The 13,680-nt window shown below is 60.1% G+C and carries 13 protein-coding genes; 4 read left to right on the top strand and 9 right to left on the bottom strand.

From position 1 onward, the window contains the following. Positions 1-208 precede the first annotated feature (208 nt). A complete protein-coding gene (locus ACA070_RS13360; RefSeq protein ID WP_497451531.1) occupies positions 209-1,141 on the bottom strand; it encodes a LysR substrate-binding domain-containing protein in 933 nt (310 codons plus the stop codon). 184 nt (positions 1,142-1,325) lie between these two features. Here ACA070_RS13360 and ACA070_RS13355 point away from each other — a divergent pair, with 184 nt between their 5' ends. Together ACA070_RS13355 and ACA070_RS13350 are read left to right on the top strand one after the other, a co-directional pair. Continuing rightward, positions 1,326-2,504, top strand: a complete 1,179-nt coding sequence (locus ACA070_RS13355) for a hypothetical protein (protein ID WP_497451530.1) — start codon at positions 1,326-1,328, stop codon at positions 2,502-2,504. A 228-nt stretch (positions 2,505-2,732) separates the two neighbouring features. Then, a complete protein-coding gene (locus ACA070_RS13350; protein ID WP_497451529.1) occupies positions 2,733-3,608 on the top strand; it encodes a LysR substrate-binding domain-containing protein in 876 nt (291 codons plus the stop codon). A gap of 180 nt (positions 3,609-3,788) precedes the next feature. On the opposite strand, the gene ACA070_RS13345 is transcribed toward ACA070_RS13350, so the two are convergent. The 7 genes from ACA070_RS13345 to ACA070_RS13315 all read right to left on the bottom strand — a co-directional run bounded on the left by ACA070_RS13345 (position 3,789) and on the right by ACA070_RS13315 (position 10,336). Further along, complete coding sequence (locus tag ACA070_RS13345; RefSeq protein WP_497451528.1) at positions 3,789-5,153, bottom strand: MFS transporter; 1,365 nt, start codon at positions 5,151-5,153, stop codon at positions 3,789-3,791. 163 nt (positions 5,154-5,316) lie between these two features. After that, positions 5,317-6,750 carry an NAD-dependent succinate-semialdehyde dehydrogenase gene (locus ACA070_RS13340; protein WP_497451527.1) on the bottom strand — a complete coding sequence of 478 codons (1,434 nt, stop codon included), beginning with the start codon at positions 6,748-6,750 and terminating at the stop codon, positions 5,317-5,319. Beyond that, positions 6,747-7,781, bottom strand: a complete 1,035-nt coding sequence (locus ACA070_RS13335) for an aldo/keto reductase (protein WP_497451526.1) — start codon at positions 7,779-7,781, stop codon at positions 6,747-6,749. The genes ACA070_RS13340 and ACA070_RS13335 overlap by 4 nt, the downstream gene beginning before the upstream one ends. Before the next feature lie 10 nt (positions 7,782-7,791). Continuing rightward, complete coding sequence (gene fae / locus ACA070_RS13330; protein WP_497451525.1) at positions 7,792-8,304, bottom strand: formaldehyde-activating enzyme; 513 nt, start codon at positions 8,302-8,304, stop codon at positions 7,792-7,794. Between the two features lie 288 nt (positions 8,305-8,592). Then, complete coding sequence (locus ACA070_RS13325) at positions 8,593-8,868, bottom strand: pentapeptide MXKDX repeat protein (RefSeq protein ID WP_497451524.1); 276 nt, start codon at positions 8,866-8,868, stop codon at positions 8,593-8,595. A gap of 71 nt (positions 8,869-8,939) precedes the next feature. Continuing rightward, positions 8,940-9,719, bottom strand: a complete 780-nt coding sequence (locus ACA070_RS13320; protein ID WP_497451523.1) for a molybdopterin-dependent oxidoreductase — start codon at positions 9,717-9,719, stop codon at positions 8,940-8,942. Next, positions 9,716-10,336 carry a cytochrome b/b6 domain-containing protein gene (locus ACA070_RS13315; protein ID WP_497451522.1) on the bottom strand — a complete coding sequence of 207 codons (621 nt, stop codon included), beginning with the start codon at positions 10,334-10,336 and terminating at the stop codon, positions 9,716-9,718. Before ACA070_RS13315 ends, ACA070_RS13320 begins: the two co-directional genes overlap by 4 nt. A 172-nt stretch (positions 10,337-10,508) precedes the next feature. Between ACA070_RS13315 and ACA070_RS13310 the strand changes: the two genes are divergently transcribed. Further along, a complete protein-coding gene (locus ACA070_RS13310; RefSeq protein ID WP_497451521.1) occupies positions 10,509-11,450 on the top strand; it encodes a class I SAM-dependent methyltransferase in 942 nt (313 codons plus the stop codon). A 123-nt stretch (positions 11,451-11,573) separates the two neighbouring features. Here ACA070_RS13310 and ACA070_RS13305 read toward each other — a convergent pair whose 3' ends face one another. Then, a complete protein-coding gene (locus ACA070_RS13305; RefSeq protein WP_497451520.1) occupies positions 11,574-12,347 on the bottom strand; it encodes a helix-turn-helix transcriptional regulator in 774 nt (257 codons plus the stop codon). Positions 12,348-12,458: 111 nt separating this feature from the next. On the opposite strand from ACA070_RS13305, the gene ACA070_RS13300 reads away from it, so the two are divergent. Next, on the top strand, positions 12,459-13,562 hold the full coding sequence (locus tag ACA070_RS13300; protein ID WP_497451519.1) for a polyamine ABC transporter substrate-binding protein: 1,104 nt from the start codon (positions 12,459-12,461) through the stop codon (positions 13,560-13,562). Positions 13,563-13,680 lie beyond the last annotated feature (118 nt).

Raw genomic sequence — 13,680 nt, 5'->3', positions numbered from 1 at the left:
CCAGTGAGATGCAGTCTTGGCATCTGGACCGAGTTGAACAAACGATTTATTGAGCGATGTAACATTCGAAAAATGCAGATTACTCCAAAAATCGATGCGATCCCCTGTAGGAGTGAGCCTGCTCGCGATGGCGGAGTGTCAGGCGATGAAGTTGTCGACTGATACACCGCCATCGCGAGCAGGCTCACTCCTACAGGGGGGGAGTAGATTAGAGGGCGGCGGTCGAGGGCTCGAGCTGGCGTTGCGCCAACCAGATTTCTTCCTGCAACCACTGGCTGAACACCTGCAATTGCGGCATCAGCGTCTGCTCCGGCCGGGTCACCAGCCAGTAGGACTGATGACCTTCCACGTGCACGTTCAGCACTTGGGTCAACTGCCCGCAGGCCAGTTCCGAGGCGACCATGTGCCAATCGGCGATGGTGATGCCCAACCCGTCGATGGCCGCGCGGATCGCCAGGTCCAGCAAATCGAATTCATAGCCGCCCTGGGTATCGACACCGGTGATGCGCGCCGCGTCCAGCCAGTGTTTCCAGGTCAGGTAGCGCTGGTCCTCCCGGGCCAGTACGTGCAGCAGGGTCAGGCGATTGAGATCAATACCCTGCCCGCTCCACTCCCGCGCATACAAGGACGGCGCGCATACCGCGATGTGCCGTTCCTGGATCAGCAGCGAGCTGTCCAGCCCGTCCCATTCGCCATCACCAAAACGGATCGCGCAATCCAGCGTGCTGGTCTCGGCCAGGCTGTCCTGCAAACGAGTGGTGATGCTCAATTCCAGTTCCGGATGCTTTTCCCGCAGGCGTCCCAGGCGCGGCATCAGCCAGCGATTGGTGAAGGTCGGCGGCGCGTTGATGTGCAGGCGATTGGAATGGGTTTTCTGCTGGATGCTGCGCACGGTCAGTTCGATCTTGTCGAAGGATTGATGCAGCGCCCGCAGCAGGATTCGCCCTGCGCTCGTCAGTTCGAGGTGATGGTGGCGGCGCTCCAGCAACGTCTCTTCGAGCTGTTCTTCAAGCTGACGCACCTGGCGACTGACGGCGCTCTGGGTCACGTTCAACAACTCGGCGGCGCGGGTGAAGCTGCCCGTGCTGCCAGCCACTTCAAAGGCTTTCAGCGCGTTGAGGCCGGGCATTTTTCGTTTCATGGAGGGCTCTCAAGACCAATGACAAGACGCAAAGCATCCCACGCCTGTCGCGCATTGTCCTACAGGATTTTCTCAGTAACATGCATTTGGCGAAGGTTCTCTCACATTTTTTATCGTTTGTTCAACGCATCGCTGATCGCAAGACTGGCCGGCATCTCTAATAAAAATAACCGAGAGCCGCCCCATGCACTTCCCTGCTTCCCTGCGCCTAAGTTCATCTTGCCTCGCTCTACTCTGCACGTTTGCGGCGCCCGCCATGGCGGTACAAGTGACCGACAACCTGGACCTCGGCGGAGCCATTCGTGCCCGCTGGGATTACGACCCGGACCGTGACATTCAGAAGTTCGGCCTGGACACGGTGTTTCTCAGCGCCAAATACAACTCCGACACCTGGATCGGTGAGGCTCAGTACCGTTTCTACGGGCGGTCCTACCCTTACCAGTACACCAAAAACTACGGCGATATTCGCTTCGCCAAGTTCGCCTGGGCTGGCTACAAGTTCAATCCAGACCAGCAGGTACAGGTGGGTTTGAACACGGTGCCATTTGGTTTGCAGCCGTACTTCGGCAGCACGTTCTACGAAACCCTGGGTAACGTCATCGGCCTGGAGGATGTGCAACAGATCGGCGCCAAGTACATCCAGCAAAGCGGTGACTGGAACCTTCAGGCCGGCTACTACCTGCGTCCGGCCTGGCAGGGTAAAGGCACCAGCAAAGGCGTGACCTATTCCAGCGTGGTCTCTGGCGCCGACAGCTACGTGGCCGATGGCAGCGACAACCAGGAACGCAATACCGTGGTGTTGCGAGTGGCCAGGGCCCTGGACCTGGGCTCATGGAAATCCGAAGTGGGCCTTTCCGGCCTGAGCTCCACCCTGGAAAACAAAGACACCGGCAACGATGGTCGGCGCAATGCGGTGGCCGTGCATTACCTGGGTAAAAACGGTCCATGGGGTGTTCAGCTGCAAGCGGCACGTCAGCAGATGTCCCCGCGTAACGCCGGCACGGACGAACTGGTGACGCTGGGCGGTTACGACGGCACCTACAACGTCGCCAGTCGCGGCAATCTGTATGTGGCGGATGTGAGTTATGACGTCGCCGGCAAATACCTGTTCGATCAGGTCAGCGGCGTGAAGCTGTACGCCAACTACAGCGCCTTCGATAAATCTGCCGACGACTTCAAGACCTCGCAGCGAATGATTTTTGGCACCTCGTTCTCGTTGAGCAAACTGTGGATCGCGACGGAATGGATCTACGGCAAGAACGATCCGTACATCGGCGGTAGCAGCTACACCCAGAGTCTGGGGGCTGGCGGTAGCGACCAGTGGGAAAACCAGTTGTACATGAACATTGGGTATTACTTCTGATCCGGCGTTTTTGGCGTCCTTGAGGACGCCTTCGCGGGCAAGCCTCGCTCCTACAGTTGATCGCCCCCCCTGTAGGAACAGCCTTGCCCGCGAAGACGTCAGCCCAAACAACACTTGCATAAGCCCATTTCCAATAGTCAGATAGGCCCTACAGAACAATCACCATCCCGACAAAAACAATAAACCGACCCGAAATACCACCCGAGGCCGGTGCGGAGCCCTCCTCCCATGCGTCAACTGCCCTCGCTCAACATGCTGCGTGTCTTCGAAGAAGTCGCACGGCATCGCAGTTTCAGCCAGGCCGCCCTGGGCCTCAACGTCACTCAAGGTGCCGTCAGTCGCCAGATCAAACAGCTCGAAGACTACCTCGGCGTGGCACTCTTCATACGTACGCCCCAAGGCTTGTCACTGACCGAAACCGGCACAGCCCTCTCCCCGCATCTGGCGGAAGCCTTCGACCACATCGAACGCGCCCTGCAAGCCGTGCGCGTGCCGAACTTGCGTCAGCGCCTGCGTATTCTCGCGCCACCGACCTGGGCCACGCGCTGGTTGTCGGCGCACCTGCGAGTGTTCTGCCAACGCTACCCGGACATCAGCCTGAGCGTGACCAACCAGGCCAGCCACGACAACCTCGCAGAAATCGATTGCCACATCCGCTTCGGCCTCGAAGCCGCCAGCCATTGCAGCAGTCAGTTGCTGGTGATGGAACGTCACATCGCAGTGGCCAGCCCGGAGCTGTTCAACGACGGGCAAGCCCCGGATCTGCGGCAGTTTCCGTTGCTGCACATCTTGCACGACGGCAAGCGTTTAAAGGTCTGGGAGAACTGGCTGGCCGCGATGGGCCGGGACGATGTGGATGCCGGGCAAGGCCTGGAATTCAGCACCCTGGATCAGGTTATCCACACCGCGCTGGCGGGCGGTGGATTGGCGGTGATTGATCGGCAGATGATCGAGAAGGAACTGGCCAATGGCAGTTTGTTGCCGATCACCCCGGTGGAAGTGATCGGGCCATATGGGTATTGGCTGGATGTGGCGAACGACAAGCAAGGGTTGTCGAAAGTGCGGTTGTTTACGCAGTGGTTGGAACTGGTCAGTAATCCCTGAAGCCACACAACCTGTAGCAGCTGCCGAGCCCGCGAGGCTGCGTCCGGGTGCGAAGCAGTCGTAAACCCTGAATACGCGGTTTGTCTGAAGCACCGCGGTACATGGTTTTACGACTGCTTCGCACCCGGACGCAGCCTCGCAGGCTCGACAGCTGCTACAGAAGACGGTGGTGAGCCTCGTTTAGACCGGTGCTGCGACTTTCACGGCGACCGACGCACTTCCTTCCACCGGACTCTGCGCCTTGCACGCCTGGCTCAGCGTCAACGATTTAGTCTCCGGCGCCCAGGCCCAGGACAGCAACGCCCCAAGCGCCAGAATCGCCGCCAGAATGCCCATTGTCGGGCTCAAGCCAATCCCCGCTACGCTCACCGGCAACAGGAACGTGCTCACCGCCGAGCCCAAACGGCTGACGGCAGTCGCCAGGCCAATCCCGCTGGCCCGCACTTCAGTCGGGAAGCTCTCGGCCGGGAATACCCCCACCAGGTTGCTCACCGCCGACAACACCAGGGTAAACAAGCCAAACACCAACACCATCAAGAACGCCGCGCTACTCGGCAACACCGCCAACATGAATAACGCGACGGCCAGGATAATGAACGAGTTGATCAAGAACCCCCGGCGGGAGAATTTGATCGTGCACCAGATCCCGATCAGCGCACCGAGGATCAGCAGCATGTTAAGCATCAGCTCAGTGCCGAAGCCTTCGGCCAGGCCCATCTTCTGCAGAATCGACGGCAGGAAGGTGTAAATGGCGAAGTACGGCATCACGATGCAAACGAAGAACAGGCAGTTGAACGCGGTGCGTTTGCGGTATTCACGGCTGAACAGCACGGCGTAGCCGGAACGGGTTTCGGTGGATTGGGTTTCGTCTAGCTCAACGTTGTCACCCAGGTGTTTTTTGACGATCGCTCGCGCCTCGGCGATTCGGCCCTGGTTCACCAGCCAGCGAGGCGACTCTGGAGTACCAATGCGGGCAATCAGGATCAACGCCGCCGGGATGGCCGACGAGGCCAGCATCCAGCGCCAGGCATCGTCGCCAAGGCTGAGCATGGCGGTGCCGACGAAGGTGGCCGCGACGTAGCCGAAGGTCCAGATCACGCTGAACGAACCGAGCAGCACACCGCGATGTTTCTTCGGTGCGAACTCGGCCAGCATGGCGTGGCCGACGCTGAAGTCACCCCCTAGCCCGATACCGATCAACACCCGGCAGAGAAACAAGCCCATGGCTGTCTCGGCGTAGAACTGCATGACCGAGGCAATGGTGATCAGCACGAAGCTGACCAGGAAGATTTTCTGCCGGCCGACCTTGTCGGAAATCCAGCCGAAAAACAGACTGCCGAGAAACAGACCGATCAGTGCCGAAGCGCCGATCAATCCTTGCCAGAATGCGTCCAGCTGCATTTGCGGACTGAGCAACGTGAACGCGATTCCGATCAGGCCGAGGATGTAGCCGTCGGTGAAGTGCGCGCCAAAGGTCAGTCCGGCGATTTTGAGGTGGAAGCGCCCGATGGGCAGGTCGTCGATTTTTACCGGTTGTACGGACATGTAAGTCTCCAATTGTTGTTATTGACGGAGAAATGAAACCGATAGCTTTTAGCCCCTGTAGGAGCGAGGCTTGCCCACGAAGCCGGTGTGTCAGCCAACATCTGTATTGACCCGACACACCGCCTTCGCGGGCAAGCCTCGCTCCTACAGGGGGTTGGTGGCGTTACAGGCCGCCCATCAGCAGGTATTTGATTTCCAGGTAGTCATCCAGACCGTACTTCGAACCTTCGCGCCCCAGGCCCGATTCCTTGATGCCACCGAACGGCGCCACTTCCGTGGAAATGATCCCTTCGTTGATTCCGACCATGCCGGCTTCCAGGCCTTCGGCCACGCGCCAGACGCGGCCGATGTCGCGGCTGTAAAAGTAAGCGGACAAACCGTAGGGCGTGTCGTTGGCCTTTTGCAGCACTTCGGCTTCGTCCTTGAAGCGGAAACACGCCGCCACCGGCCCGAAGGTTTCGTCCTGGGCGATCAGCATGTCGCTGTTGGCTTGCGCGAGGATGGTCGGCTCATAAAAAGTGCCGCCGAGCGCATGGCGACGGCCGCCGCACAACAGCGTCGCGCCCTTCTGCAGCGCGTCGCTTACGTGCAGTTCAACCTTGGCCAGCGCCGCCGCATTGATCAGCGGACCTTGCTCGGTCTCCCCGTCCAGCGCACTGCCGACCCGCATCGCCGCCACGGCTTCGGCCAGCTTGCCGGTGAAGGCTTCGTACACGCCGTCCTGAATGAAAAAGCGGTTCACGCAGACGCAGGTTTGCCCGGTGTTGCGGAATTTCGAGGCCATGGCGCCTTTGACGGCGGCGTCCAGATCGGCGTCGTCGAAGACAATGAACGGCGCGTTGCCACCCAGCTCCAGCGAAACTTTTTTCAAGGTGTCGGCCGCTTGGCGCATCAGCAACTTGCCCGTGCGGGTGGAGCCCGTGAACGACAGTTTGCGCACGATGCCAGAGGCTTGCAGCGCGCCGCCAATGGCCACGGCATCGCCCGAAACAATGTTGAACACACCTGCTGGAATCCCGGCCTGCTCGGCCAGTACCGCCAGGGCAATGGCCGACAACGGCGTCTCTTCCGATGGCTTGAGAATCATCGTGCAACCCGCCGCCAGCGCCGGTCCGACCTTGCGGGTGACCATGGCCAGCGGGAAATTCCAAGGGGTGATAGCCGCAACCACGCCGATGGCTTCCTTGACCACGATGATCCGCGCATCAGCCTTGTGGCTCGGGATCACGTCGCCGTAAGCGCGTTTGGCTTCTTCGGCGAACCACTCCAGAAAGCTCGCGGCGTAGACCACTTCGCCCATGGCTTCGGCCAGCGGCTTGCCCTGTTCGCGGCTGAGCAAGGTCGCCAGGTCCTTCTGGTTGCTCAGCATCAGCTCGCTCCAGCGCTTGAGCTTCTGACTGCGTTCCTTGGCGGTCAACTTGCGCCAGGCCGGCAAGGCGCGGTTGGCGGCGTCGATGGCCAGGTAGGTTGCTTCGGCGCCGGCCTTTTGTACTTCGGCAATCAACTCACCGTTGGCCGGGTTGAAAACCGGGTAGGTCGGACCGCCGCTGGACCATTGGCCGTCGATGAAATTGCCGTTACGGATCAGCGCGCTCATGCCACAGCCTCGGTCAGATTGAAGCGTTCCAGACCCGGACGGGCCGAACGCAAGATGCGCTTTCCGGCGGTGTAATCGTTGATCACGTCGCACGGGGTGTAATTGCGTTCCAGCTCGTGCAGCTCGTCGGCGTCGAGTCTGGTGTCCAGCGCGGCCAAGGCACTGTCGAATTGCTCGGTGGTGTCGGCGCCCACCAGCATGCAATCCACGCCCGGATGGTTGGCGACCCAGGCCTGGGCGATCTGTGCATTCGACACACCACGGGCACGGGCCACACGCTGTACTGAATGGGCGATCTGGAACGAGGCTTCGTCGCTGTACATCTGCTGGGTGAAGAAGTCGGTCTGGTTGCGGGTCGACTGCACGTCGCCAGTGAGCAAGCCACGGGCCAGCGGGCTGAACACCGAGACGCCCAAGCCCTGATCGCGGCAGAACGGGATCATCTCGCGCTCTTCTTCGCGGTAGGCGCAATTCAGTTGCAACTGCATGTTGATCGGTTTGACCCAACCGTTGCGCTCGCAGGCCATGAGGATCTTCGCCAGTTGCCCGGTGAGCATGGTCGACACGCCGATGTAACGGGCCTTGCCGGAACGCACAATGTCGTTCATGGCGCTCATGGTTTCTTCAACCGGCGTGTTCACGTCGAAGTAATGCAGCATGAACACATCGACGTAATCCATGTTCAGGCGCTTCAGCGACGCATCGATGCTGTCCATGATGTGCTTGCGCGAATGACCACTGGCGTTGATCCCGGTGCGGGTGCCGTAGCCGACTTTGGTGGTGATGACCAGGTCTTCGCGACGGGCCAGGCGCTTGACGATGCGCCCGACGACTTCTTCGCCGACACCGGCCGAATAGAAGTCGGCGAGGTCGATGAAGTTCACGCCGTTGTCCAGCGCGTGCGCAACGATCGGTTCGCTCTTCTTCTCATCGAAGATCCACGGTTTCCAGTCGGGGGTACCCATATTCATGGTACCCAGGCACAGGCGGGAGACTTGCAGGCCGGAGTGGCCAAGACGAATGTATTGCATGGCGCGGACCTCAGGCTTTTGGCGTGTAGAAAGGGTTGCAGATGTGATTGACCACATCCGCCAGTTGCGCGGTTTCCGGCTTGCCGGTCAGGGCGGCGCGGATTGCGGTGCGGCAGGCGTTGTAGTTGTTCAAGTAGACCGCGTCCAGGTCATCGCAGGCCGGATTGACCCAGTTCGCGGTGACGATCGCCCACTCGTCTTCGGCTTCCGGCGGCAAGGTGCCGTCGAGCAGCGCCTCCAGAACTGCCTTGGCGATCCCGGCCTGGGACGCGCCCCAGGTGGCGTTGCCGTGCAGGTCGCTGCTGATCGCGGCTTTGTTGACGTAAAGGGTCATCGGCTTGACCGGGATGTTCGGCTGGGCAATGACCATGAATGGGCAATGGCCCTGGCTCGGCGACGCAAGGCTGTTGGCAAACGCCTGCCCCGCCGGACCGTTGCGCGGGCCGATCAGAATATTGATGTGCGCGGCGTTCACGCCTGGGCCTTCGAAGCCTTCACCGATGTACAGGTCGAGTTCTTTCATGAGTCGTTACTCTTCAGTGATTTTGGGTGATCAGAACCGCACGCAGACCGTGGAGGTCGCGTGGCATTGGTCGGGGGTCGAAGAGCGAAGGACGTGGCGGAGGGAATCAGTCATGGGTGCAAACGCTCTTTTTTGTTGTTGATGAGCTGTGTTTGCGATTTTTTAACACTGAGGGTTGGCGGGGCTGTAACCATTAAAAGTCATGAGGGCATGACTTCAAGTCATACCCTGGAATGCACGACCCTGTAGGAGCAGAGCTTGCTCCTACAGGGATTGAGTTGTATCCGATTACTGCGACATGTCGTCCTTCTTCATGGTGTCCTTGGACATGGCGTCTTTTTTCATTTCATCCTTCTTCATCGAATCCTTGGACATGGCATCTTTTTTCATTGTGTCCTTGCTCATGGCATCCTTTTGCATCGTGTCTTTTTTCATGGCGTCTTTGGACATCGAGTCCTTGCTCATGCTGTCGTTGCTCATGCCGTTGGTTGTTTCGGCGGCAAACACACTGGCAGCGCCCACAGCGAGGCACATGGACAGAACGACGGTGGTTAGCTTTTTCATGATGAAACTCCTTGGAGCGCAGGTTGCGATTGAACGCAGCGTGAGCTGCGCGTTGAAGTTGCCTGGTGCCGTCAGCTGCCACCGAACCAGTTGTAGCCCTGGTCTTCCCAGTAGCCGCCGCTGTAGGTGTTGCTGACGAAAATCGCCTGGATATGTTTGGGGTTTTTGTAGCCAAGCTTGGTGGGCATGCGCAGCTTCATCGGGAAGCCGTATTCGCGCGGCAGCACCGCGCCGTCGTAGGTCAGCGCCAACAAGGTCTGCGAGTGCAGCGCGGTGGCCATGTCGATGCTGGTGTAGTAATCGTCGGCGCATTTGAAACCGACATATTTGGCATCAGTGTCGGCACCGACCCGCTTCAGGAAATCGCTGAACCGCACGCCGCCCCAGCGACCGATCGCGCTCCAGCCTTCGACGCAAATATGCCGGGTGATCTGTTCGTTCTGCGCCATTGCGCGCAGCTCTTCGAGGCGCCAGCTGCGTTTGTCTGCGACCAGCCCGGTGACTTCCAGTCGATAGCTTTCTTCCTCGACAGTCGGCGCCTCGTCGATGCCGTAGAAGGCATTGAAGGGAAACGGCCGGGTGATCATCGACGCCGGATAGGTGGGTGCCAGCGCGTCGGGATTGAACAGCCAGCCCTGCACCCGATCGTTGAACCGCGACATGGACGACAACGCGGTCTCGACGCTGTCGTTGTCGGTGATGTTGCAGCCAGACAACATGGCCACGCCACCGAGGGTCAGCCCACGCATCAGGAACGAGCGGCGTGAGCGGTCCTCGATATGCGGCGCAATGATTTTCCGGGCGTCTTTCAGAATGGACGACTCGTCCAGACCTTCGATGCGCTGTTTCATACGGGCTCCTTGCGACCGACGATCATGGCCAGCAGCGTTTTAGGTACGAGCGCGACCATCACCAGATGCACAGCGACGAAGGCCATCAACAGCGTCATCGCGATGAAATGCACATGGCGCGCGGTTTCGTAGCCGCCGAGCAGTTCACGTAACAGCGGAAACTGGACGGACTTCCATAACACCAGCCCGGAGATCACCAACAGCGTGATGTCGACCATCACGAACAGGTACGCCAGCCGTTGCACCTGGTTGTAATATCTCAAGTCGGCATGCCCCAGCCGGCCGCGTAATGCGGCCCACAGGTCGTGCAAAACACCTTTGGGCGACACGGGGAAAAAGCGTCGTGACAGTCGGCCACTGGCGAGGTTGATGATCAGGTAGACGAGACCGTTGATGGCGAGGAACCACATCGCCGCGAAATGCCATTGCAACGCGCCGCCGAGCCAGCCGCCCAAGGTGATGCCTTTGGGGAAACTGAAGTCGTACAGTGGCGACGCGTTGTAGATGCGCCAACCGCTGGTGACCATGACCAGCACCGCGAGGGCGTTCAGCCAATGGGTGAGCCGTAGCCAGCGTGGGTGCGTGCTGACCGTGGGCGAAGCAGGCAACTGCGACATGATGGGCTCCCGGCGGTTGTTGTTTGTTGTTGGAGCCGAGTATGGGAGCCGACAAGTCGCCAAATCCTCACGTAAAGTTAAATTAACCGTGATAACTCTTGATCCCCGGCAGCGGCCCTTGCGCCGCAATTGTGGTTAAAATGCCGCCCCCTCAAATGACCGACCCGACCCGATGAATTCAGAAGCGCTCACCACCCTCCACGATCATCTGCTGACCGCATTGGCAACGGCACCCGCAGAAACCCGCCGGCTGTTCCACGGTCGCGGACGCTGCTGGCCGGGGCTGGAGCAATTGACCGTCGACTGGCTGCAGGGCGTGGTGCTGGTGTCGCTGTTCAAGGAACCTGAAGCTACGCAGCTGGATGCGTTGAAACAGCGACTGATGGACATCACCCGGTCACCCGAGTGGACGCAATCCGGCGCGCACACCCTGGCGCTGCAGCATCGTTATCTGCTGCAAAGCACCACCGAATGGTTGATCGGGGAAGTGATCGAGGACATGACCATCACCGAGGGCGGCTTGCGTTATCGCGTGGACCTGGGCCGCAAGCAGAACACCGGGCTGTTCCTCGACATGCGTTATGGCCGCGACTGGGTACGGGCCAATGCCGATGGCAAGCGCGTGTTGAATCTGTTCGCCTACACCTGCGGCTTTTCGGTCGCCGCCATTGAGGGAGGCGCCGAGCACGTGGTCAATCTGGACATGTCCAGCCCGGCGCTGAACCGTGGTCGCGACAATCATCGGCTCAATGGCCACGACATGAGCAAGGTGAGTTTTCTCGGCCACGACTTGTTCAAGTCCTGGGGCAAGGTAATCGGCAAAGGGCCTTACGACCTGGTGATCATCGATCCGCCGTCGTTTCAGAAAGGCAGTTTTCTGCTGACCAAGGACTACCAGCGCGTGCTGCGTCGGCTGCCGGAGCTGCTCAGCCCTGAGGGGACGGTGCTGGCGTGCATGAACGATCCGGCGTTCGGGGCGGACTTCCTGATCGACGGTGTGATGCGTGAGGCACCAGGGTTGCGATTTGAGCGGCGGCTGGAGAATCCGCCGGAGTTTCCGGATGCTGATGTTGAGTGCGGGTTGAAGGCGTTGGTGTTCACACTGAAAGAGTGAGTACTGCTTTTACTGTGGGAGTGAGCCTGCTCGCGATGGCGTTGGGTCAGTCGATATCCGCGTTGAATGATGAACCGCTATCGCGAGCAGGCTCGCTCCTACAGGGGGATTGGGGTGAGCCAGTCAACGCGGCTGCAACACCAGCGCAAACAGCTCGCCATGACCGTTCACGTTGAGCTTGTGATAGAGATTGCGTCGATGCACTTTCACCGTCTCCGGGGAGATGCCCATTTGCTGGGCGATGGCTTTGCTGGAGAAGCCCTGGAGAATCAGTCGCGCCGTTTCTACTTCCCGCATGGACAATCGCGCGTCGAAGCGATCCAGCAAGGTCGCCAGATCGCCGGCCACGGCCTCGGCAGTCGTGCCTTCCGGCGGCATCAACTGCAGATGCCGGCGCATTGCCGACAGCACCCAATCCCGCACGCACAATAAACGCCCCTGCTCTTCGAGGGTGAACCGCGTCGAGCGCCCCAGCGATAAACCGAGCACGGCGCCGTCGCTGTTGACCATGAACTGCAACTCGTCTCCGCCCACCACCGAACGGAAGTAGCTCAGGTAATACTCGCTCTGCTGAAACTGGTCGGGGGCCACCGAATCGAGGCTGTGCAAGCCATCGGCAATGCCGGCGCAAGCCGCCTGGTAAAACGGATCGAGCAGGTACATGCCGGCGCTGTAGTCCGCCAGTTCTTCTTGCTCGGTGGCGCCACCTTTTGAGTCGAAGTCGATCAGCAAGCGTGGCACTCGCCCCGCCCGCATCACCGCAACCAACGCGTTGTCCAGCGGCACCAGCAGCCGCAGCGTGTCGACCAGCGCGCGCCAGAAACCGTCCTGACCCAACGCGCCAAATACCCGCGCCAGCCCCTGGTGCACCGGCAACTCTTTCAACAACGCGTCCACGCACTACCCCTTTCGAGTAACCCATGATGGGAATGGGTGAGTACCCCGCCTGCCGATACGCTGCAAGCACCTGTTCATCACCGGCCTGCAGCAGGCCAGGAGTGCCGCATCATGAGTCGTCCCCGTCAACAGATCAATCTTGGACTGAGCGCCTGTTTGTGCGTTTCGCTGTCGGCGGTGGCTGCCGAAGGTCCCACGGTTCATGTCTACAACTGGTATGACTACATCGGTCCCACCACCCTGCATGACTTCAAGCGCGACACCGGTATCGAGCCGGTCTACGACACCTTCGACAGCGCCGAAGTGCTCGAAGGCAAACTGCTGACCAGCCGCAGTGGGTACGACGTGGTGGTGGCGAGCAACTTCAGCCTGCCGACCCTGATCAAGGCCGGAGCCCTGGCGCCACTGCCCCGCGCCCAGATGCCGGACTTCAAAAACATGGACACCGACCTGCTGGCGAAACTGGCCAACAACGATCCAGGCAACCAATACGCCGTGCCGTACCTGTGGGGCACCAACGGCATCGGCTACAACATCGACAAGGTGCGTGCCGCGTTGGGTGACAAGGCGCCAGTGGATTCCTGGGACCTGGTGTTCAACGAAGAGAACCTGGCCAAGCTCGGCCAGTGCGGCGTGGCGATGCTCGATTCGCCGTCGGAAATGCTGCCGGTCGCCCTGCACTACCTGGGCTTGCCACCGAACAGTACCAACCCCGAGGACTACAAAAAGGCCGAAGCGCTGCTGCTCAAACTGCGTCCGCACATCGCTTACTTCAACTCGTCGAAGTTCATCAGCGACCTGGCCAATGGCAACATTTGCGTGGCGGTGGGTTGGTCCGGCGCGATGCTCGAAGCCAGGAAAACTGCCGAGCAGGCCAACAACGGCGTGAAGATCGCTTACAGCCTGCCGAAGGAAGGTGCGCCGGTCTGGTTCGATACGCTGGTGTTGCTCAAGGACGCACCGCATCCGGAGCAAGGTCTGGCCTTCATCGACTACCTGATGCGCCCCGAAGTCATCGCCCCGGTCAGTGATCACCTGTCCTACCCCAACGGCAACCGCAGCGCGACACCGCTGGTGGCCGAAGCGACCCGCAACAACCCGGCGGTTTATCCGTCGGCCGAAGCGCTCGCCACGTTGTTCACCCTTCAGCCGTTGCCGCCAGCCACTGAACGGGTGCGCACGCGGATCTGGAGCAAGGTGAAGAACGGTCAGTAATCCCAACGAGACCTGTAGCAGCTGGCGAAGCCTGCGTTCGGCTGCGAAGCAGTCGTCTTTTCAGAGCACTCGGTATGTCAGGCGTACCGAGAAAGCCGGTTTTACGACTGCTGCGTCC

The organism is Pseudomonas sp. LBUM1678, from assembly GCF_059695575.1.
The sequence above is the reverse complement of the archived record's forward strand: the minus strand, read 5'-3'. Positions and strand labels throughout refer to the sequence as shown.